This is a genomic window from Terriglobales bacterium, from assembly GCA_035487355.1.
Taxonomy (GTDB): Bacteria; Acidobacteriota; Terriglobia; order Terriglobales; family Acidobacteriaceae; genus QIAW01.
Genome location: DATHMF010000020.1, coordinates 60405 through 81865 on the forward strand (window position 1 = coordinate 60405; position 21461 = coordinate 81865).

Here is a 21461-nt window from a genome sequence, read left to right on the forward strand (position 1 = left end):
GCGAGGAGCGACGCTTCCGCGATCGAGTTTGCGCTATATCAGGCAGAAGCCTGTTGCCGCCGAAGCGCGATTGTGTGCGCCCCATGCGCTGTTTACGATACTGCGATCAGCCACCACAACTTCGATGACGTAACCGCATGACTGCATGCCCCCGGTATTAAGACTCCATGGGTCTCCGGCAACAGCGGTCTGAACTGAACCCGACGAAGGGCTGATGGGCCCGTTGAAGGGTAACGTTCCAAGACCGTAGGAGCCGAAGTTGAGGTCGCGTGCCACAAAGTTCCCTCCCAGCACCGTGCCAACCGGGAACTTGCCGCAATTTCCACCGCCAGTGGTGATGTTCACCGAGGCGATTGGCGGCGTGTTGTCGAGTTGGATCATGTGCATGTCCGGAATAGCGCCGAGCACAGGAGTCCCCAGGGAATCGGCAAAGATCTCGATCTTGACCTCCCAGAGATCGTCCCCCGAGCTGTTCCAGTTGCCGAGCAGGTTCTCAATGTTATTGATGTACTGCTGGTATGGGAAGAAGCCACCGACGGGATTGCTGATATACGTTGTCCCGTCCCAGCGCGTCAGCATCAGCGGCGTGATCACAGTCTGCCACGATCCACCCACGCTGACATCCCGAACCTGGATGCGGTACCAGTAGCCCGGGAACTCGGGTCCTTGCGCTTCGACAACTCCGCCGAATGGGCAAGCCCGGCCGAGGTCATCGGCGAGCAAATTGTTGCCGGCGAAGCGTGCCAAGGCCGTGGTGAAGCCCGTGGTGGGGTCGATCTGGCTGGTTGGAATGCCGCCCAGAATGCTGATCTTGGGAAGCAGCGGGTTTACAGGTGTACCCGGTTGAATCTGAACATGCGCATCAATCAGGTTTCCCCAGGTATTGAGCTGGTCGGGATCCGTCGTCGAGGGAGGAACAGACCACGAGAGCACCGCACGGACACGTGCGATCTTCGGGGTCTCGCAACCGGCGCGATGCTGGCTCAGATCCACCGGCAGAACAGCCGTATAGCAAAGATCTTCCGGCAATGTGCGCTTGATATCGTGCACCCGTACCGGGACCGTGCCCAAATATGTGTATTGGCATTTGTCGTCCCAGTCCGCCCAGAAAGCAACATACTCGAAACTGCCTGCCGTGCAGAGATCGCCTGAGTAGCCGAACTGCTGCTTAATACTGAAGGTGGCGACGAGGCGTTCAAACCCGGCGCTGCCTTCCAAGCCCAAGCAATCCAGCTGTTCGAAGGCAACATCAGCGTTGATTTGTTCGATGGCTCCGACTAACTGGGCCCAATCAATCTTGAGCGCGGCGAACTCAGCGATCTTGTTCGAGACCGCTTGGCTGCTCACAACTGGAGCGTTCACGATCTTGTGAATCTCCGAGAAACCGAAGCGGTGCGCAGGCACGATCTTTGCTGCTGGACCCTCGCCGTAAAGCTTGGCGAGTTCTTTAAGGCCCAGCGGTCCTGGATCGGGCGAAGGAATCGGCAATTCCGCAATCGCCTTGAATTTCGTAGCGATCGGCGGCAGTTTGACGCTTCCTTCAAAAATATCTTCGATGAGGTCCTGAATCGTGAACGGACCAGGGGCAAGCTGGATATGACAGTCGCGGTGATTCCCCCAGATCGGGTTGAAATTCGGATCCGTGGCAGGCGGGATCGTTTGCCACGACAAAATGGCGCGAACCGTAGGCAGTACGGGATCATCGCAATCCTCGGCATTCGGGGGCGTGTAGGAAATGGAAGCCGAATAACTCAGCGGCTTTTCGGCTTGCTCCGCGCAGTCGTTTGCATCGGGAATGTCGTGAACATTGATAGCAGCGAGGCCAGCATCAACGAAGCCAGCACCGCTGTCTACGAAAAAACGGATGTACTCAAACGAACCCGCTGAGCACTCATCCCCTGAGTAGCCCGTGGGCTGTTTGACCTGGATGATGGCTTCAAGGACGCCCAGGTCCGGATTGTAGCCGACACAAGTCAGCTCCTCGAACACGGTGTCGTTTGACAGTGGGAAAATGGGTTTAAGTTTGCTCTCTGGAAAGTTGCCGAAATAGTTGGGATTCTTCGCAATGAGTTTCGGAAACTGGAGGCGCTCGGCGTGCCCTTTCGGGAGCACAGCCGCCTGATTATTGTGCTTAGCCATGACTATTATTTCTCCTTGGTGTGAACACCCATGCGCGCAGACTTACTCGGGTGGTGGGGAGAGCACTCCGTGAGTCGCAGCCGGTCAAGGTTTCTCGCCAGCCGCGCGAGCGGGATGCTTGATAGTGCTTGACCCCTGCGAACCGTTACACAGAACGTGTGCTGACCCTGACAATGAGAAGATATAAGCAGTTTTCTAATCCCATATCGGGAAGAGTGCAATTGTGGGAATTGTGAGACTTAGTTTGTGTCGCCCGTCAGAATTGCAACTGCAACAGCTCCTTTTTCGGGCGCAAACTTTAGATCCCCTACCTGGATTGCGAGGGACAACGGCGCACACGGAAACGGTGCGCTAGAAGTTAATATGCAAAAGGACCTCAATAGAGGAACTTCACTCCAAACTGGATTACCCGAGGATTACTAATGGTCGAAGTGATCGTGCCGAAAGCAGGATTGCCCAGCACTCCATTGGGTTGACTGAACGCTGGAGTATTTGCCAGGTTAAAGATCTCGGTGCGGAGTTGCAAATCGAGATTTTCTCTGATCTTAGAATTCTTAATGAATGCAATATCTGCATCGCGGTAGGCGGGACCGCGAACCGGGTTGCGCGAACTGTTGCCTAAAGTGAATTGCGGCGCGGTGACGAACGCAGCGGTATTGAAGAACTTAGCTGTTGATCGTTGATCGGAAGAAAGATTAGGGCTGGCGATCACGTTGGGGCGCTGCACTCCGTATCCGGCAAAAGCATTGAAATTGGTCACCTGAGTAATGGGCACTGGCAAGCCTGATTGCAATGTAACAAGCCCTGTGATCTGCCAACCGTTTGCCAGAATTGCCGGGAAGCCCTGGAGATGCACTGGGAGGTCCCATGTATAACAGGCGCTCAACACGTTAGGCATGTCTCCGGTAGAAGAATCACGTTCACGGCGCAGATTAAAGCTGTCTGCCACGGGAAAATTCGCAATGGGGCCGGTGAGCACAGAAGCGTCGAAGACAGACGAGGCTTCGTCAATGAGCTTGGAGTGTGTGTAACTCACCAGGTAAGAAAGACCATGAGAAAGCCGCTGCTCCAGCCTGGCCTCGAAGGCATGATAATGCGTCCCACCGATGTTGTTACGGTAAAAGGACACCTGGGTAAACTCAGGAAACGGCATCAGCAATTGCGCCCGGGTGATGGTGGGCCCGCCCAGCGAAGAGCTGCGTGGAATGATGCCAAAGAACGGATTAGGAACGGTCTGGGTCAAGAACGGTCCAAGAGCGAGCTGACTCGGTTTCAACTGATTGAAATTTACGTCGGGCATGCCAACATGCACAATATGCGAGCCGGCATATCCCACCTGGAAAGAGACATTTTTGAACAACTGGTGTTCGACGGCAAGGTTCCATTGCTGAACGTAACCGGAACCCAGGTTGTGGTTGGCGGTAAATACGCCCTGGCCTAGACCGGCGTCGGGCGTGAGTGGAATAGGCGCAACACTAGGTCCACTGGAGAGGATGAAGGCAGGAGAGACATTATTCAACGTCTTTTGGTTTACGGTCTGCAGAAATGGAAACTGCGGAGTGGTAAAAGGCGTAGTGATTCCGGCTTGCTCGATCCAGACCAGCCCGTAGCCGGAGCGAAGAACCGTCTTCGAATTCAGCAGGAAAGAGAGCCCAACCCTCGGCCCGAAGTTCAGCCAATGCAGTTTGCGCGCGCTGCGAGAGAAACCGTTCTGGCCAAGATAATCAAGTTTTTGAGTCTGAAGGTTGAAAACAGCGCCCTGATTGTCAACTTCAGTGGAAGGAAAGTTCAACGTGTATCGCACCCCAGCGTTGATCGTCAGTCGCCGCGCAACCTTCCAGTCATCCTGAACAAAATACTCTTCAATCTGGGCGCGTGGACGGATGGGTTTGCCTTGAAGGTCAATCTGGAATTGTTGCACCTGGCCGAGCAAAAAGCTTGCCACCGCATTCCCGGTGGATGCCGCTTTTATCGGTGTGGACGGGTCGTTGGTGAAGAGCTGGGTAAACTGGAATGTTCCGGTCGGGTTGGGTGGTTGCAAAATGTCCAGGCGCTCCCAGCGGAAATCAGCGCCAAATTTCAGACTGTGCTTCCCTAGCTGCCAGGAAACGTTGTCCACAAATTCAGTAACGTCGGTACGGGAATTCAGATTGGTGCTGGCAGGAGCGCCTATCTGCTGCATTCCCGATATCTGGAAGACCGGTATAACGTTTTGAAATGCGCTGTTCGCGGGAATACCGGGCAGAGTAAGAGCTTGCGCAATGGGCGCGCTCAGGGTCGCTCCCCGGCGAGTCACGCCCCGCCGGGTATAACCAAAGCGGATTTCGTTCAGAAGGTATCCGTTGAACTCGTGCGTGTAATTGCCCACCACCTGCTGGCCCAGAGCATCGGTTGGACCGGCAACGCCGCTGGTGCCGGCAATGTTCACAATGTTTCCACTGCCATCGGGAAAAGGTGTTGCCGGACTTGCCACATCATGGAAATAAGAATAGCGGCCGAAAACCTGGTTACGTTCGTTGAAATGATGGTCCAGGCGGAGGTCAAACTGATTCTGATTTTCTGCGTCAATGGCAACACGTCTGAAATTATTGGCGGTTCCTGGCAGGTTGGGTAAAGGAAAATGGTTCAGAACGGCCAAGGCTGCCGCATCCATCCGGCCCGTGGGGATAATATCCCCAGAAAACTCTGTGCGATTGAACCCGCCGCTGCCGTTGGGTGTGGTGGTGGCCGGATCAAAGATTTTTTGGCCACTAAAGTTTCCCTGCCGTTGCGCCAGAGTTGGAACAGTGGAAATTCGTGTAACCCCAATGGCCTGCCGGCTGCCCTGGTAGTCGGTAAAGAAGAACGTGCGGGCGTGGAGGATAGGGCCGCCAACCGTGGCCCCAAATTGATTGCGACGGAATTCAGGGTTTCGGCTGCCCGGTGGCGCAAAAAAATCGCGGGCATTAAACATCTCGTTACGAACAAATTCAAAGGCGGTGCCGTGGAACTGGTTCGTTCCGGCTTTGGTGGAAAGGTTGACCACGCCTCCGTTGAACCGGCCAAATTGTGCCGGAACACTGTTGCTTTCAACGCTGAAATCCTGAATGGCATCAATCACGGGGAAAAACACTACTTGGCCTGGCTCAGGCAATAACGAAGTAATACCGTCAAACAAGTACTCATTGGTTCGGGGCCGCCCCCCGTTGATACGGGGTAATACGGTTCCTGGAGGCAACGCCACTCCTGGAGACAGAGTAGCCAGGGTCACAAAAGTACGTCCGTTGAGAGGGATCGCCTCCATCTTTTCGCGTGTAACCACCTGCCGCAGGCTGCCTGATTCGGTTTGTAAAAGAGGAGCATCAGCAGTAACCGTCACCGCCTCGCTCTTAGCGCCTGCTACCAGATGCGGATCTATCACTGCCCGGTCGCCTGTTCTGAGATTGATTCCGGTCTGCTCCAGACGTTTAAACCCATTGGCTTCTACCGCGAGTTTGTAGATACCAGGCCGGAGTTCGCTGAACAAATAGATACCGTCGGCTCCGGAATTGGTAGTCACGTCGATTCCGGTTTCAATTGCCGTAAGAATCACATGGGCATTGGCTACTGCCGCCCCTGATGCGTCCAGAACCCGGCCGGTCAGGTCGGCGCTGCCGGCCTGCGCGAAAGCGACAGATCGCAATCCAACAAGAAAGACAATCAGCAGTACGAAACGTGCGCTCTTCTTCATAGCGTTTTTCATAAAAATAACGGTTTTATACTGTTAAAATCGCTATGTCAAATCGTATATATACGATTTACTACAATTTCCCTTCTATGAAAAACGCCCGTTTATTTGCCGCTGTTTTCGTTCTGCAAGTTATTGCCTTGGCCCAACAAACCAGCTCTCTCCGGCTGGAAATCAATGGTGACGTGGCCAAATCTATCGTGTATGAGGAAGCACAATGGAAACAACTTAGACACATTTCCATATCAGCAACCAATTTGCATGACAAAAAGACCGCTACTTACAGCGGAGTACGATTACTGGATTTGTTGAAAGAAGCGGGAGTGCCGAGTGGAGAGAGTTTGCGGGGCAAAACCTTGGCCTCCTGCATAGTTGTAATCGCTGCCGACGGCTATCAGGTAGTCTTTTCCCTGGCCGAACTGGATGAGAGCATCGGGAATGAACAGGTGCTGGTAGCCGATGCGGAAGATGGCAAACCGTTGTCACCTGAGACAGGACCATTACGGCTCATTGTTCCAGGAGACAAACGCCCAGCCCGCTGGGTGCGGATGGTGAAAACAATCCGCGTAGTCACCAATCCTTCATCAGCATCAGCTCCGTAGATTTGTAGCAGTTCTAATGCTTCTTCATTCAGGCGGCATAAGCGGTTCTGTGGGCGCAATCTGAAGTGTGAAATCAAGCTTGTTCGGCTGCATTCTCAGGATATATACCTTGGCACACTGAGGGCGAAAGCCTTGCCTCGAAACCATCACATCATAGTAATAACCTGCCGGTAGTTTCATCTTGAATTCACCCGATGAGGGACTGGGGTTGATCTTAAAATCTTCGTATTTTGCTTCGATCTTCTTCCCATTCCGAGCAAGCGATCCATCAGCATGAACGATGATTACCGCGTCAATGAGGACTGCGCCTTGTGGGTCCTTGATCTCCCCGGTCAGAATACCCATGCGTTGAGCATAGACCGGCGATATCACTACACAAAGTAGCCCGAGCATAGTTAGAGTTCGCATGAAAACCCCTGATGAAATTTTGTGGCTTTACGCCGAGACCTCCGCGGCATCGGGCAACGAAGCTTGCACCGCGCGTTCCTGCGCCCAGGCTCGCAGCTTATCAATGTCTTCAGCGCGTGTGGCTGAGAGCGGAACGGTAGCAGCCAACTCGTCGAGGATGGTATCGGTAGTCATAAATTTTTTGTCGGCATAGGCGGAGTACATGGCCGATTTGATGGCGGCATCAATCTCCGCTCCGGAATAGCCGTGTGACGCTGCGATCAGCTTAGGCAGGCTGAAATCGGAAACGTTTAATTTGTGCTTGGTCAACTGGACGGTCAAAATCGCCTTACGCTCGGCGGCGTTGGGCAGGTCCACGAAAAAGATCTCATCAAAGCGGCCCTTCCGAATCAGCTCAGGCGGGAGCGCATTGACGTTGTTGCAGGTGGCGGCGACGAAGACCGCGGCTTTGCGGTCCTGCATCCAGGAGAGAAAGGAGCCGAGCAGTCGCGAACTCACGCCTGCGTCTACAGAAGCCGAATCCGGGCCGCTGCCGGCAAAAACTTTTTCCAACTCATCAATCCACAGCACGGCGGGCGCCAACTGTTCGGCAATGGTGAACATCTTGTGGATGTGTTTTTCGGTTTCACCGACGAATTTGTCGTAGATCGCCGAGGTATCAAACTTCACCAGCGGCAGCTTCCACTCGCCGGCGACGGCGCGGGCACACATGCTTTTGCCGCATCCCTGCACCCCCAGAATAATGACTCCGCGCGGCGGTTCAAGGCCTGCAGCACGGGCGCAGTCTTCCCAGGTGCCTGCCCGGCGCCCCAGCCATTTCTTCAGGTTCTCAAGCCCGCCAATCGAAGAGAGGGTTTCTTCTGCGTCAACAAATTCCAGCATGCCGCTGCGCCGCAGCATCTCTTTTTTCGCTTCCAGCACATCAGTCGCAACTTCCGGCGTCAAGGCGTAGCGGCTCACAATCGCATGGGCTACGGCACGCTCGGCTTCCTCCTCCGTCAGGCCGCAGAGGTTGCAGCCCATCGCTTCCATGTCGGCAGGGGAAGTTTTACGTTTGAGGGTGAGCTTTTTGCCCAGCCGCTGAAAAGTTTCTTCCACGATCTGCTTCAAACGGGTGCGGTCAGGCAGGGGCAGGTCGAGGTATTCCGCCTGGGACTGGAGCTCGGGCGGAAGCGCGATCGAAGGGGCGGTAATGACGAGCGTGCAATGCTTGTCAGAAAACTCTTGCGCCACTTCGCGCAGGCGGCGCGCAACCACTGCATCTTCAATGTGACGGTGAAAATCTTTCAAAATGTAAACCGCCGGCAGCGTCAGGGTGAGCAGATGCGCCAGTACGCCGCCGGGTTCCTGGGTGTTCAAGATTGATCCCGCACCGCTGGCTATGTTGATCTCGTTCTGTGTGATGGGCGCAAGGAAATCCTGCACAGCATAGTGACTGGGCGGAATTGGCTTGTTGGGCTTGGCTTCATAGCGCCTGAGCCCGTCGGCCACGCTCCACTCAAAAACCGGCAGATCCAGTTCGCTGGCGGCCAGGCGCACCATCTCGAGGGCCTGCAGCTCCTCAACCGTTTCCATGATGATCAAGGGAGAGCTGGAGTTGATATAGACCTTAAGCCGCTCGACAGGAGACCCGTTTGGCATACGTTTGACCGTAAATGTCTGGTTTGCGTACAATACAGTATTCCGCGTTGTTCGGAAACATTTTCTTGGACCGCTGCTTCAGCGGCTTCTGAAGGATTTCAATACATCATGGCCAATCATTTTTCGGCGCTGAAACGCGCCCGACAGACAGAAAAACGCACCGCCCATAACCGCGCGAATAGCAGCACGCTGCGCACACAGATCCGCGGCCTTCGTGAAGTTTTGGCCGGCAAAGATAAAGCCGCAGCCGAAACCAAATTCCGCGAGACGGTCGCGCTCATTGACAAGGCAATCCAGAAGGGCGTAATCCACAAGAACACTGCTGCCCGTTATAAGTCCCGTTTGTCGGCCCGCTTGAAGAAAATGGCATAGTTCCCGCTGTAAGTTCCAAGTTTCTAGTTCCAGCTATACCGGAAGCTCTTCCTGCTGCCAGGCGGGAGGCAGTACCTTTGGCTCCGAAGCCAAATCCAGAATCAGATTTTCCAGAACCAGACGCTTGCTGGGAGGGCTGCTGCGCAGAGCCAGATCGGCACGGGCGATGAGGCGGAGTGCGCGGGTAATTTCGCGGCGGGATTTATAGCGGCGGGCCTGGCGGATGATGTCATCCGCGGCAAAGGGCGGAACACGAAAGCCCTGCCACAGGGCCTGCCAGATGGTGCGCGAATCGCGCACATTTTTTTCCAGGATGACCAGCATCTGCCGGAAGGTGCGCGCCAGCATGTAAAGATGCCCGATGGAAGCTTCTTCGCCGTCGCCCGTGCTAAGAATGGCATCCAGGATGTTCAACGCACGCGCCCGGTCTTTGGAGCTGATGGCATCAGTCAGCTCATAGAGAGAACGCTGCTTGGCGGCAAGCACCATGGTCTCAACATCGCCCAGCGAAATCTTCTTTCTCTCGCCGGTATACAAGATCAATTTTTCCAGCTCGCCAGAGATCATCGTCATGTCGCCGCCGAGAGCGTCTACCAGTTCGCGAGCGGCGTCGGAATCAATTTTGACATCCTGGGCCGCGGCGCTCTCCACCGTCCAACGCACGGCATCGCCTTCTTCTACGCGCGCCAGCTCAACGATGCCGCAGAATTCCCCCAAGGTCTCGCGGATGCGCTCGAAGCGCTCTTTATCCTGCATATCCATGCGGCGCACATCGGCGGGAATGCTGAGGTGATCGGCAATCAGAATGAGCAGTGCATCGGGATTGGGGTTTTTCACATAGCGCTCAATCGCGTCAAAATCTTCCTTGTGGCTGCCGCGCCCATAAAGAGCTTTGACACCGCGAATAAAAAACACCTGGAATGGGGCCATCAGTGAAGGGGTGCGCGCGCGATCAAGAATTTCTCCCAGATCGGTTTCGGCGAGATCAAACTCATAAAGGCTGAATTCGCGAAGCTCGGGAGGAACAAGGTGCTCGAGGATGGCGTCGCGGCAGCGGCGGCGGAAAAAGGCCTCGTCGCCAACCAGAATATACGCAGGATTCAGCTTGCGCGTCGAAACTTCGGCTTCAAAGCGTTCGGTTTGGCTGAATCCGGAGCGCGGCAATTCAGTAATTCTCCAAAATGTTACTCACCAGTGTACGCGCGAAATCGTTGGAGAGACGGTCCAGTGCGGGGGTTTCTTCGCGAAAAAAGGTGGCCGGGTCGAGAGAAAACTCATATTCCTCACGGAGCGAATAGTTCGGATTTTCAAATAACGTCTTGCCGTTACGGTCCACGAGCTTAACCCGGGCGTAGACTACAACCTCCGCGCTCGACTGGCGTCCGTTGGTTGGGTCATAGGTCAATCCATAGATATAAATGCCGGCCACGGTACCGCTCAAAGTGGCGTCGGCCTGCGGAGAGTCAGAGTTCACAATGCGATAGTTGGTCCGGCTGGTAAACTCGCGCACCACGGCCGCGGTCAGAATTTGCTCGATGCGATAATTCTGCGTGTTGTTGGCGAACATAGGAATGGCGATGGTGCGGACTTCAGTAGGAATTCTCACCGCTTTGCCGGCCGTGTGATAGCCACAACCGGTCAACGCCAGGAACAAAAGCAGGCTTGCAACAAGAATAGGTTTCTTCATCGTCAAAACAGATCCCCTCGCATCAGTTCGAATGACAAATACAGATTTCGCTTTCACTGCACCCGGCCTTTCGAGTGTGTTAACAGCAGCGCGGCCACGGAATCCACCGCAGTGATGGCGCTGAGCTTTAGATTATCCGCTGCCGCCCAGAGCCAAAAAGCATTTTTTCGCCCGCCGATGTTGTCGGCGCGAACGCTCAGCAGAATGTCTTCCTGCCCGGCGACATTCACATTATTCGGCTCTTCTCCGCCGGCCGACGTAAGCGCAATATGCTCGCCGACAAAAGCGTTGGTGAAAGCCTTCAGCGACATTTCCTGCTCAAGCTCAATGTAAATCGAAAAAATGTATCCGTGAAAGATAGGGGATTGTACCAGCACCAGCGAAGGCACCTTCACTTTGTTCTGGGTAATGCGCGTCAGATGCTGCACAATGCGGGTCTCCACCGAGGCCAACGGCGTAAGCGCCTGCTCACCGTAATGCGACAGCATGTTAAATGCAACCTGCACATCAAAAACCTTCTTCGGCATCTCCTGGAAGGAAAGCAGGTTCACGGTCTGCTCGTGAAGCTCATCCATGCCGCGCCGGCCCCGCTCGGAGACAGGTTCGAACACTGTAGCTGTCACATGCGCGATGGGCGCGGCTTTTTGCGCGCGCAGAAGCAGCAGCGCCAGAACCGTAGCCGCCGGATGCGCCACCACGACGGCATTGACTGCCAGATCAGCCGCCGGGGCAGTTTTCAGCTCACGCTCGATCCAGGGAGCGCGGATCGAAATGCCGGGTTCCTGTTCAAGGCCATAGGAGAGATCAATCACAGCGCTTCCGGCATCGCGGGCCAACTTCCAGTACTGGCGCGTAAAAGTAGTTTCCCCGGCAAAGAAGGTGAAATCCACCTGCTGGAAATTTTCCTGCCGGGTGCTCTGAATGAAAGTGGCTTCGTCGCCGACCGCATCAATCTGCCCCAGGGAATCGTCGTCATCGAGCAGCTTGAGGTCCACGGCCGAAAAATTGCGCTCATTCAAGACGTCTTTGAGCTCGCGCCCTTTGAGTCCGGCGGCGCCGACAATGGCTACACGATAGAGATTGCTTTGCATGCGTTATTCCTGCGTCTGCACTTCCGAAGCTGGCGGCGGGTCCTTTTTGTGGCGCATGGCCCAACCGAAGCGCAAAAGCACTCCAGAGAGCATATACCCTAGAGCCATCACGAAGAGGGTGCCTTCCGAGTACAGCCAGATCAGGTAAATCAAAGCCCCCAGTAAGATAATGCTCCAAAAGCGGCGGCGCTGGCGCAGGTCAATGTCTTTGAAGTTGGGAAAGCGCCAGGTGCTTACCATCAGGAACGCTACCGCCAAAATGAAAGCGCACCAGGAGGCGGAGACCCACCAATAGTCCACCGGATAACCATCGGCAAAGTGCACAATGGCGGCGATTACGGCCGCGCCTCCGGGCGTGGGCATGCCGACAAAATATTTCTTCCCCGGACGGCCCGGATTGGAAGGCTGCGGGTTTTTATCAATATTGAAGCGCGCCAGGCGGCTGGCGCTGGCGCTCAAGAAGATGAAGCTGGCCACGATGCCAAGGTTCACCAATTTCAGGCGCAAATCCGTGTTGCTCAAATTGGTCAAGTTGATCCACCAGGGAAGGTTCCCCTGAATTGGAGGGAGCAGGTGAAAGCCCCACATCCAGGCTAGAACTGCGGGAGCAACTCCAAAGGTGATAACGTCGGCCAGGGAATCAAGCTCACGGCCAAAGTCGCTGGCCGTGTTGGTCATGCGCGCAATGCGTCCATCGAGGCCGTCAAAGATCACGGCTATCCCGATAGCTTTCGCGGCGTTATCAAAACGCCAGGGCTCGAGAGCCGATCCTTGCAGGGCCTGCAAGATGGCGTAATAACCGGCGGCAATGTTAGCGATGGTAAACAACGATGGAAGCAGGTACATGCCTTTTCGGAACCGGCGGCGTCCGGGCAGAATGTCGTCGAGCTGTTTTAGAGGATTATCAATCATGATGAAGCGCCTCCCTTCTGCGCATTCGTGGCGCTGTTCGCAAAACGCGCCAGCACAGTAGATCCGCCTTTCACCCTGTCGCCGACCTTCACCACAACCTGTGCTTCCGGCGAAAAAATCACGTCGGTGCGCGAGCCGAATTTGATCAGCCCTACACGCTCGCCACGTTCTACATGCTCGCCAATTTTCTTGGTAAACACAATCCGCCGAGCAATCAGCCCGGCAATCTGCTTGAACACCACACTGTGACCCTCGCCTTCCACCGTCACGGTATTCTGCTCGTTTTCCTCGGCGCTGGCCGGAGCCATAGCGTTGAGAAACTTGCCCTTGCGATACTCAGCGCTCCGGATAACGCCCGCAATAGGTGAACGGTTTACGTGAACATCAAACACATTCAGAAAAATACTGATCCGCATGCGGGGCACGCCATTCACCGAATACACGCCTACATCTGTCACTTTGCCATCGGCCGGGGAAACCAGCGCACCCGGCTCGGAAGGAATGGCCCGGTTGGGGTCGCGGAAGAACCACATTACAAATAACGCAACCAACAAAGGCACCACTGCCAGCCAAGGCGTGGTGAAGTAAGCCACCACGGCTGCAACTACAAGTAATCCTATGCCGTAATAAATCCCGTCGCGTACCATTTGGGGTCAGGTTGAGATTATAAATGCTTCAATGCATGGAATTTGCATGCCTTACGTTATGCCACATTTTCCTGAATTCTCATTGTGTCCGGGAACACTCTTTTGCGAAAGTTAAAAGAATGTGAACGTACCTCAAGCTTCAGCGGCAGGGGGCTGTGTCCTAAGGAGGACACTACCGGAGCAGGTCTGGGTTTGACCCCTCATTTTGCCGCATGATATAAAATCTAGTTCTATGTCTGGGCGCATAGAATAGAACTGTACGATGTAATTTGGAGACGCGGCCAAACCTCAATTCCATTTTCTTGAAGTGGAAGCGCGATTCCAGTATCCCAGCGGCTCTCGCCAACTCACGAACGAATGTGGGGGCGTGATTGACTCCAAAAAATTTTAATAGTTATATGACGCTGCTGGTAACGCAGCATCCCAGGCGCGGCAAAAACGCAGCCCCATAATATCGGAGGAATTCATATGTTTAAATGGCTCGCAGCAGGCGTGTGGCTCATGCAGGCTGCTTCAGCGTTGGCCCAGGGGGGCCCATCTCAGGAAGCAGGCGGAGAAGCCGGCCTGAAATTACCTGACCTTACGCAGGTTTCCTTTCACGGTCTTGATGGACACAAACTCTTGCTGGTCGGAATTCTCTTTTGTCTTTTAGGCCTGCTGTTTGGGCTGATCATTTACCTGCACCTGAAAAACCTGCCCGTGCATAAGAGCATGCGGGAGATTTCTGAACTCATCTACGAAACCTGCAAAACCTATCTCGTCACCCAAGGCAAGTTCATTCTTGTTCTGTGGGCATTCATCGCGGTGGTCATTGGGTTGTACTTTGGGTGGCTGGCCCCCGTACCAGGCAAGCCGATTGGGGTAACGCTTCCCATCATTCTGCTCTTCAGCATTGTCGGTATTGCGGGCAGCTACGGAGTTGCATGGTTCGGGATCCGCGTCAATACTTTTGCCAATTCACGCACTGCATTCGCCAGTCTTGGGGGCAAACCATATCCCATTTATTCCATCCCGCTCAAAGCCGGCATGAGCATTGGCATGCTGCTGATCAGCGTCGAGTTGCTGATCATGCTTTGTATCCTCTTGTTCGTGCCGCGTGACTACGCTGGGCCGTGCTTCATTGGCTTTGCTATCGGTGAATCGCTGGGCGCGGCGGCGCTGCGCATCGCGGGCGGAATCTTCACCAAGATCGCCGATATCGGCTCCGACCTCATGAAGATCGTTTTCAAGATCAAAGAGGATGATGCCCGCAATCCAGGTGTCATTGCCGACTGCACCGGCGACAACGCCGGCGATTCCGTCGGACCCAGCGCCGATGGCTTTGAAACTTATGGTGTCACGGGAGTAGCCCTGATTACCTTCATCCTGCTGGCGGTAAAAGACCCGGTGATCCAGGTGCAGTTGCTGGTTTGGATCTTCGTCATGCGCATCATGATGCTGGTTTCGAGCGCCCTGGCGTACTTTGTCAATGCAGGAATCGCCAAGGCGCGCTACAGTAACGCAGACAAGATGAATTTTGAAGCTCCACTGACTTCGCTGGTGTGGCTCACATCGATTGTCTCCATTGCACTGACCTATGTTGTCTCTTACGTCATCATTCCTACTTTGGGAGGAGACAGCACGCTCTGGTGGAAGCTGGCAACCATCATCTCTTGCGGAACTCTGGCTGGCGCCGTGATTCCCGAACTGGTTAAAGTCTTTACTTCCACCGAATCACGGCACGTGAGAGAAGTAGTAACGTCTTCCGAGGAAGGCGGCGCGTCGCTGAACATCCTTTCCGGACTGGTTGCCGGTAATTTCTCGGCCTACTGGCTGGGGATCACCATGGTCGCACTCATGGCCACCGGCTACTACTTCAGCACTCTGGGATTGGGAGCTGTACCACTTGGCGCAAGCGCTCCGCTCATGCTGGCGCCAGCGGTATTCGCCTTTGGTCTGGTCGCTTTCGGCTTCCTGGGCATGGGACCGGTAACCATCGCAGTGGATTCCTACGGCCCAGTAACAGACAACGCGCAGTCGGTGTACGAACTGTCGCTGATCGAGCAAATCCCTGGAATTTCCCAAGAGCTCAACAAAGATTACAAAATCTCCGTAAACTTCGAGCGGGCCAAGCACCTGCTGGAAGAAAACGACGGTGCAGGCAATACCTTTAAAGCAACGGCCAAACCGGTGCTGATTGGAACCGCGGTCGTGGGCGCTACCACCATGATTTTTTCCATCATCATGGCGCTCACGCATGGCTTGACGCAAAACAAGGAGTCTTTATCGCTGCTGCATGCTCCTTTTGTGCTGGGACTGATCACCGGAGGCGCCATTATCTATTGGTTCACCGGCGCTTCGATGCAAGCAGTGACTACAGGCGCCTATCGCGCGGTCGAGTTCATCAAGAAGAACATCAAGCTCGAAGGCGTGGAGAAGGCGTCGGTTGCCGACAGCAAAAAGGTTGTGCAAATCTGCACCCAGTATGCGCAGAAGGGCATGTTCAACATCTTCCTCACAGTGTTTTTTGCTACGCTGGCCTTTGCTTTCGTGGAACCCTTCTTCTTTATCGGCTATCTCATCTCCATTGCCATCTTCGGACTTTACCAGGCCATCTTCATGGCCAACGCCGGTGGTGCATGGGACAACGCCAAGAAGATCGTCGAAGTCGAATTGAAGCAGAAAGGTACCCCCCTGCACGATGCGACCGTCGTGGGTGATACCGTAGGCGACCCGTTTAAAGACACGTCGTCGGTGGCCCTGAACCCGATCATCAAGTTCACCACATTGTTCGGCCTGCTGGCAGTCGAATTGGCTGTGCAACTAACCACTGAAAAAGGATCGGAACTCACTCACTTGTTGGCGGGTGCTTTCTTTCTCGTATCGGTGTTCTTTGTCTGGCGTTCGTTTTATGGAATGCGAATTGGAGCAGCCAAAGAGGAAGCTGCGTAGAAGGCCTTGAACGCTCATTAACCATTGCCTAGAGACGTAGCATGCTACGTCTCTTTTTATTTAAGGGCTCCGTAGCCAAAAAAGGCCGCTGCGCCCTCGCGTTCGCGCCACACGGCGCTCACTTCACGCTCACCCATTATTTAAGGGCTCCGCAACGCTCCACTTCCTTCCGCTGCTGCGGCTTGTCCAACGGCAGAGAACCCGGCCTTCCATCCTAGAACCGCCATCGCCAGCAAGCCAAGCAGCAACAACACTGCCATGCCCGGATCCGTGGCGCCTGCCCACACAACATCACTGCTGTGAGGCCTCCCAAAGGCTTCGGTGAACGCAAAGAGCGGAAACAATACCAGCACCTGCAAGCCGAACAATGTATACATCAACCGAGGCGTTGCAACGGCGAGGGTAACCATAAGGCCTACGAAAAGAAGGGTGTCATCGGCCAGCGAGCCCTGGTGAATCACTGTAGACCCGGGTATATACATCAGCAGACACCACACTGCTATCGAGACAAAGGAAAGCAGAAATAGCCGCTGCACGGCGGAGAGCGTAGCCGAGGGCGAAAGTTTAAAAGACCCAGACTTAAAAGAAGAGACACGGGCAGCCAGAAAAACAAAAAAACCCAGGTTCAGGAAGTTGAAGGTCTGGAACAGGTAGAAGAAAGTTCCTGTCTTATACCAATCCAGAAGCCCTTTCCCTTGCGCACGAATTAACGGCAAGATGTCCCAAGGCCCAAAAAGCGTTTTCACATTCTCGATTTTGTTTTCAACAATCTGAGAGGGTTTGGGTTGGCTGTATGCGTCGATGAGCGTTTGTCCGAACGAGCGCGAGTCCAGGCTCATAGCTCCGGCCAGATGCCACTTCAGCAATCTATTGCCGGGCGGATCGTAGAGCTTTTGATACAGCATCCAGGGCAGCAGAAACAGCAGCAACATTGCAGCTCCGGCAATGAGTGAACGCAGTGGTGGCAGCTTCCTGCCCGCGAGCAGAACGATTGCAACCGCAATAACGCTAAAAGCAACGCCACCATGACTCAGTAGAGCCAAGGCAATTGCTGCCCCGGCAACGGCCGCGTCAAAGGGGGCGCAGCGATCAACCTTGCTTTCGGCAAAGCGCACAGCGGCCAGGGCAAAGATGAAGAAGGAGGCCGACAGAAGTTTGGGCCAGACGTAAAAGCTGTGCATCAGGAAGAACCTGGAGAAGATGCAAAAAGCGCAGACAATAACAACGACCCGCCTATCAACGGAAAGCTGGCGCAGGAGAATCCAGATGGCCACGAGCCACATGGATTGCAGCAATGTCCCAAGAATCTGGTAATTGAGCTCGCGGTTTTCAGTTTGCCACAACGGAAACTGGAGCAGCGCGAGGCCGGTTTGCAAAGGAGGCCGGTCACTGCTCTTCCAATCCCCCATCAGGAAGGGCCGAACGGGCTGGGAACTATATAACTTGTCGGCAAACAAGTAAGGAATGCCGTTATCCACCGGTAGAGGATCAATGAAGCGTTCCTGCGCTTGTTCAACGGGATCCTCTGAATACTCGTAAAGAAACCCGACCGCAGTGTAGAAGGCGGTCAGGGTCACCATCAGGAGCGCACAAGCGGCAATTTCTCTGAACAATTTTAGGTTCGCGCGACGTGCCAGCAGTGCATAAACGACAATCACCAGAGAGGCGAAAACCAAGCCTTTCGATGCAATTTTCCCGGCTTTGGCGTTCAGCAGATAAATCCAGAACACGAAATAACCGGCAGCCCCGCCGCCGAGAAAGGTTACGCACACGAATCGAATCTCATCGAGTTTGTACCGGCAATCAAGCAACCAGGCTATGGCAATCCCGGGAAGCAGAAAGACAATGCCTGCCAGCAGAATGCTGGCGACCGCGAAGAAAGCGCGCGACAAAGAAGTTTGCAGTTCATCCGTGGCAGTATTTCCGCGAGGAAGGGTTATCCCCAACCAACCTTGAGGATCTGTGGAGTGATCGTCGGCTACAAGCTGGACCGCTCGTCCTCTCCAGTTTTTCGGAAGTATCCAGTGATGCTGCCGCCACTCGTCTGCGCGGTCGCTCATCGTTCTGAGGTACAACTTTTCCGAACCGCCAACAGTCTCAAGATAAAGTTGGTTTCCCTCCAAACTTGGATTGCCGGAAACAAAGAAACTAAGTGCTTCTGGAGCGGCAAAAGCACGCGAGACAAAAGTTCCGGTGTTACGGTCATCTCCTGCATGGGAGCCAAGTGAAAACTGAATGTCCTCATTACGAAGCCATCGGGTAGTGGCAGGGACGCCATCAGGAACGAAAGAGCCGGAGACCTGGTAGCCGGCGGGATCCAGCAAAGGCTGATCGTGGCGGTGGCGTAACGCGAAGTTGCCCCAAAGAACCAGCCCAACCGCTCCGAAACATAATAAATACTTCCAGAAATAGGAACGTAGCGCTTCTTTTGTCTGCATGTCGTGAGACAAATCCGATGTGAATCAGATAGAGATGCTTTTTGATTTTAAAAACTTTTGCTGCTGATCTCGCTATTGCCCCGGCGATTGAACCATGAGATCGCAGTAGCCGCCGCTCTTCATCTTGTCACGAATTGATTTGGCCAGCTTTTCCACCTCTTCAGTCTTACGAATCACTGCCAGTGAAAGCTGGTTCTCGTTGGTCTTATCCACCTGCTGTTTGAGTTCCGTGGCAATCTGCAAGAGCTTATCGGTATCTTTCTTGAGCGAGGCCTGCCGCTCCTGGTTCATCTCCTTCGCCTGCTTGCGTTGCATGTCGGGAGGAATCTCAGGCTGCTGCTGCGTAATATCGCGAGGCCGTGACGGGTCGTACATCGACCGGGGCTGCTGTAACTGATCGTTGCAGAGCGTACTTTGAGCAAGAGCAGGCAGGTATAAGAAGAATGATAAAGATAGTAATAAAAGCATTCGCTGGAGCACGGTGCACCTCTACTGGACGTGGATAATAAGCCCACTTATTATAGCCGCCTCGGGGCGAAGGGAGCCGCCCACTTGTTATAATTCGCGCATTGTGTGCGCAATCTTCTCGGCTGTCTGGACCAGAATTCTATTTCCCGCCACGCTGACGGTGCAGTCTTCCCCGTTATTTCAATTTGGGCATCGCCGCACTGAGAAGCCAGATTTGAACTATCTTCCCTGGCTGCAGGAGGCAGCGCAGGAAGTGGCCGTGATCCTGTTGATCACGTTCATCTTTATCCGTCTGCTGAAGCTCGGCACTCGGCGGCTGATCAAATTGAGCCACTCTCAGGAGCTGATTGCCGGACGGCGGGCATTGCAATTGCGAACCCTGGCGGGTGTGCTGAACAGCGTAGGCATCTTTATCGTGATTTTCATCGCCGCCATGGAAATCCTGCCTATCTTCGGCCTGGACATGGGCCCGCTGCTCGCCAGCGCCGGCGTTGTGGGCATTGCCATCGGCTTCGGCGCGCAGACGCTGGTGAAGGACATGCTCAACGGATTTTTTATTCTGGTAGAAAACCAGTACAACGTGGGCGATGTCATCCAGGTGGCCGGGGTCGGCGGCACAGTGGAAGATATGACGCTGCGCCGGACGGTGCTGCGCGATGCTGACGGCACACTGCACGTAATCCCCAACAGCGAGATCAAGATCGTTTCTAACAAGACGCGTGACTGGTCGCGGGTGCAGTTGCGCGTGGCCGCAGCTTATGAAGAAAGCAGCGACCGGGTCATGCAATTGCTTCGTGAGGTGGCCGATGAGCTGCGCAATGACCCCGGCTTTGCCGGAATGATTGTTGCTGAGCCGGAGATCCCCGGCATCGAGCGCGTAGCCGGTGGTGAGGTGGATTACCTGATGCAGGTCAAGACCCTGCCCGGCGCACCACAATACGCAATCAGCCGCGAGCTGAGACGGCGCATCAAAGAGAAATTTGAGAAAAACAACATCAAGGCCGCCGGGCCGGCAAAAGTTTATGTAGTCAATCCTGGCCAGACGGCGAGTGGGCAGGAGAATACATAACGAAATCTTTCACACAGAGAAAAATTCAGGACGGAACTCATGCAAACCGGATTGAAAGACCGAATCGCGATTGTCTGTGGCGCCAGCAGCGGAATGGGGCGCGCCACTGCTGCTGCCTTCGCAGCCGAAGGCGCTAAAGTTGCCATGTGCGCACGTACGGAAAAGACGCTGTTCGCAGCTGCTGATGAAATCAAGGGCGACTATAAAACCGCCGTCTTCGCGCAGGCGGTTGACGTTACCGATTCCGACGCAGTCAAGAAATTCGTCGCTGCCGTGGCCGAACGCTTTGGCGGAGTGGATATCTGCGTAGCCAACGCCGGGGGACCGCCGACAAAGAACTTTCTTTCCATCACCACGGAAGAGTGGAACAAAGCAGTCGCCACCAATTTTTTGAGCGTTGTGCATCTCGCCCGCGAAGTCATTCCTCACATGCAACGCAAACGATGGGGCCGCTTGATTACCATCACCTCTACATCAGTCCGCCAGCCTGTTCCTGATCTAGTGCTCTCGAACTCCGTGCGGCCGGCTGTGGTGGGATTGGTCAAGAGCCTGGCGGGTGAGTTCGGTAAAGACGGAATCCTGGTCAACAATGTGGCTCCCGGCTATACCGAAACGGAAAGGCTTTCCGAGCTGTCGAAGGTCCGCGCATTAGCCGCGGGTGTGTCGGAAGAGGAGATCAAGAATCGTTGGACCGTTGATATTCCGCTACGGAGGCTGGGCAAGCCGGAAGAAATTGCGGATGCGATTGTATGGCTGGCTTCGGAGCGGGCCTCGTACATTACCGGGCAGACCATCCTGGTGGATGGTGGGATTTACAAGGGAATGTAACGGCAGTTCTCAGTTCCTGGTTCTCATCTCTCAGAAAAGCTCACCGCGACAATACGGGATTTGCGATCGGGCTTTGAGGGGGGTACCCCTGCGCGCTTGGGGGTAATCAGTAAGTCATCCATGGTCCAGATGGACATGTAAGAAGGGCGCCCCACATGCTAGCTTGTGGGTGAAAGCCGTAAGTCATTCATAATCCTATGGATTAAAGAATGACTGCTGGGTCAAGCATACGGGGTCAGATATTTACCACGCGGTAAACTTGATAAACACAGTTTCAGTCTCGAGAACCCATATCCCTCGACTACGCTCGGGATTTCGCCTCGCGGCTCAGACGCCGCGAAAACGGCTCAAGTTTCGAGAACAGCAACTAACAAATTTTCAAAGATCCATGAGAGGCCAAAAGCTCTGCATCCTGGGATGCCGGATACACTTCCAGAACCCATGATAATCTTAGTTCTTTAATAGCCCAATATTTTGATACCACAATGGGACCACGAATCAAGCGACGAACCGCAGGAGGGC

16 protein-coding genes are annotated in these 21461 nt (G+C 54.5%); 5 read left to right on the forward strand and 11 right to left on the reverse strand.

What is annotated here, in order from left to right; all coding sequences use genetic code 11:
- Positions 1 to 33: 33 nt before the first annotated feature.
- Entirely contained in the window at positions 34 to 2139 is a 2106-nt protein-coding gene (locus tag VK738_03705; protein HTD21731.1) for a hypothetical protein, read from the reverse strand.
- A gap of 376 nt (positions 2140 to 2515) precedes the next feature.
- Positions 2516 to 5848 (reverse strand): carboxypeptidase-like regulatory domain-containing protein, encoded by a 3333-nt coding sequence (locus VK738_03710; protein HTD21732.1) that lies wholly within the window; start codon positions 5846 to 5848, stop codon positions 2516 to 2518.
- A 44-nt stretch (positions 5849 to 5892) separates the two neighbouring features.
- Between VK738_03710 and VK738_03715 the strand changes: the two genes are divergently transcribed.
- Entirely contained in the window at positions 5893 to 6447 is a 555-nt protein-coding gene (locus tag VK738_03715; protein ID HTD21733.1) for a molybdopterin-dependent oxidoreductase, read from the forward strand.
- A 24-nt stretch (positions 6448 to 6471) separates the two neighbouring features.
- On the opposite strand, the gene VK738_03720 is transcribed toward VK738_03715, so the two are convergent.
- A complete protein-coding gene (locus tag VK738_03720; GenBank protein ID HTD21734.1) occupies positions 6472 to 6855 on the reverse strand; it encodes a carboxypeptidase-like regulatory domain-containing protein in 384 nt (127 codons plus the stop codon).
- Between the two features lie 27 nt (positions 6856 to 6882).
- A complete protein-coding gene (locus tag VK738_03725; GenBank protein HTD21735.1) occupies positions 6883 to 8496 on the reverse strand; it encodes an AAA family ATPase in 1614 nt (537 codons plus the stop codon).
- Between the two features lie 108 nt (positions 8497 to 8604).
- Between VK738_03725 and rpsT the strand changes: the two genes are divergently transcribed.
- Positions 8605 to 8868, forward strand: coding sequence for a 30S ribosomal protein S20 (rpsT, locus tag VK738_03730; GenBank protein HTD21736.1), 264 nt, complete (start codon positions 8605 to 8607; stop codon positions 8866 to 8868).
- A gap of 33 nt (positions 8869 to 8901) precedes the next feature.
- On the opposite strand, the gene holA is transcribed toward rpsT, so the two are convergent.
- From holA to VK738_03755, 5 genes are read right to left on the reverse strand one after another with little or no spacing between them, the layout of a single operon-like run.
- The gene (holA, locus tag VK738_03735; GenBank protein HTD21737.1) at positions 8902 to 10032 is read right to left on the reverse strand and encodes a DNA polymerase III subunit delta; all 1131 of its coding nucleotides are present in this window, start codon (positions 10030 to 10032) and stop codon (positions 8902 to 8904) included.
- A gap of 1 nt (position 10033) precedes the next feature.
- Entirely contained in the window at positions 10034 to 10555 is a 522-nt protein-coding gene (locus tag VK738_03740; GenBank protein ID HTD21738.1) for an LptE family protein, read from the reverse strand.
- A gap of 53 nt (positions 10556 to 10608) precedes the next feature.
- A complete protein-coding gene (locus tag VK738_03745; protein ID HTD21739.1) occupies positions 10609 to 11646 on the reverse strand; it encodes an Asd/ArgC dimerization domain-containing protein in 1038 nt (345 codons plus the stop codon).
- A 3-nt stretch (positions 11647 to 11649) separates the two neighbouring features.
- On the reverse strand, positions 11650 to 12558 hold the full coding sequence (locus VK738_03750) for a phosphatidylcholine/phosphatidylserine synthase (protein ID HTD21740.1): 909 nt from the start codon (positions 12556 to 12558) through the stop codon (positions 11650 to 11652).
- Positions 12555 to 13205 (reverse strand): phosphatidylserine decarboxylase family protein, encoded by a 651-nt coding sequence (locus VK738_03755; GenBank protein HTD21741.1) that lies wholly within the window; start codon positions 13203 to 13205, stop codon positions 12555 to 12557. Before VK738_03755 ends, VK738_03750 begins: the two co-directional genes overlap by 4 nt.
- A 468-nt stretch (positions 13206 to 13673) precedes the next feature.
- On the opposite strand from VK738_03755, the gene VK738_03760 reads away from it, so the two are divergent.
- Positions 13674 to 16136: a sodium-translocating pyrophosphatase gene (locus tag VK738_03760; GenBank protein ID HTD21742.1), complete on the forward strand. Its 2463-nt coding sequence runs from the start codon at positions 13674 to 13676 to the stop codon at positions 16134 to 16136.
- Between the two features lie 140 nt (positions 16137 to 16276).
- Here the strand turns inward: VK738_03760 and VK738_03765 are convergent, their stop codons facing one another.
- Both VK738_03765 and VK738_03770 read right to left on the reverse strand, forming a co-directional pair.
- Positions 16277 to 18574 carry a hypothetical protein gene (locus VK738_03765; GenBank protein ID HTD21743.1) on the reverse strand — a complete coding sequence of 766 codons (2298 nt, stop codon included), beginning with the start codon at positions 18572 to 18574 and terminating at the stop codon, positions 16277 to 16279.
- A gap of 72 nt (positions 18575 to 18646) precedes the next feature.
- Positions 18647 to 18949: a hypothetical protein gene (locus VK738_03770; protein ID HTD21744.1), complete on the reverse strand. Its 303-nt coding sequence runs from the start codon at positions 18947 to 18949 to the stop codon at positions 18647 to 18649.
- Between the two features lie 307 nt (positions 18950 to 19256).
- Between VK738_03770 and VK738_03775 the strand changes: the two genes are divergently transcribed.
- Positions 19257 to 20111: a mechanosensitive ion channel family protein gene (locus tag VK738_03775; protein HTD21745.1), complete on the forward strand. Its 855-nt coding sequence runs from the start codon at positions 19257 to 19259 to the stop codon at positions 20109 to 20111.
- A gap of 39 nt (positions 20112 to 20150) precedes the next feature.
- On the forward strand, positions 20151 to 20939 hold the full coding sequence (locus VK738_03780; protein ID HTD21746.1) for an SDR family oxidoreductase: 789 nt from the start codon (positions 20151 to 20153) through the stop codon (positions 20937 to 20939).
- Positions 20940 to 21461 lie beyond the last annotated feature (522 nt).

Excerpts from the sequence above, each read along its gene's own strand:
- VK738_03760 (HTD21742.1), top strand. The coding sequence starts at position 13,674 with ATGTTTAAATGGCTCGCAGCAGGCGTGTGGCTCATGCAGGCTGCTTCA.
- VK738_03750 (HTD21740.1), bottom strand. The coding sequence starts at position 12,558 with ATGATTGATAATCCTCTAAAACAGCTCGACGACATTCTGCCCGGACGC.
- rpsT (HTD21736.1), top strand. The coding sequence starts at position 8,605 with ATGGCCAATCATTTTTCGGCGCTGAAACGCGCCCGACAGACAGAAAAA.
- VK738_03715 (HTD21733.1), top strand. The coding sequence starts at position 5,893 with ATGTCAAATCGTATATATACGATTTACTACAATTTCCCTTCTATGAAA.
- VK738_03745 (HTD21739.1), bottom strand. The coding sequence starts at position 11,646 with ATGCAAAGCAATCTCTATCGTGTAGCCATTGTCGGCGCCGCCGGACTC.
- VK738_03780 (HTD21746.1), top strand. The coding sequence starts at position 20,151 with ATGCAAACCGGATTGAAAGACCGAATCGCGATTGTCTGTGGCGCCAGC.
- VK738_03740 (HTD21738.1), bottom strand. The coding sequence starts at position 10,555 with ATGAAGAAACCTATTCTTGTTGCAAGCCTGCTTTTGTTCCTGGCGTTG.
- VK738_03755 (HTD21741.1), bottom strand. The coding sequence starts at position 13,205 with ATGGTACGCGACGGGATTTATTACGGCATAGGATTACTTGTAGTTGCA.
- VK738_03705 (HTD21731.1), bottom strand. The coding sequence starts at position 2,139 with ATGGCTAAGCACAATAATCAGGCGGCTGTGCTCCCGAAAGGGCACGCC.
- VK738_03720 (HTD21734.1), bottom strand. The coding sequence starts at position 6,855 with ATGCGAACTCTAACTATGCTCGGGCTACTTTGTGTAGTGATATCGCCG.
- VK738_03725 (HTD21735.1), bottom strand. The coding sequence starts at position 8,496 with ATGCCAAACGGGTCTCCTGTCGAGCGGCTTAAGGTCTATATCAACTCC.
- VK738_03770 (HTD21744.1), bottom strand. The coding sequence starts at position 18,949 with ATGTACGACCCGTCACGGCCTCGCGATATTACGCAGCAGCAGCCTGAG.
- VK738_03710 (HTD21732.1), bottom strand. The coding sequence starts at position 5,848 with ATGAAGAAGAGCGCACGTTTCGTACTGCTGATTGTCTTTCTTGTTGGA.
- VK738_03765 (HTD21743.1), bottom strand. The coding sequence starts at position 18,574 with ATGCAGACAAAAGAAGCGCTACGTTCCTATTTCTGGAAGTATTTATTA.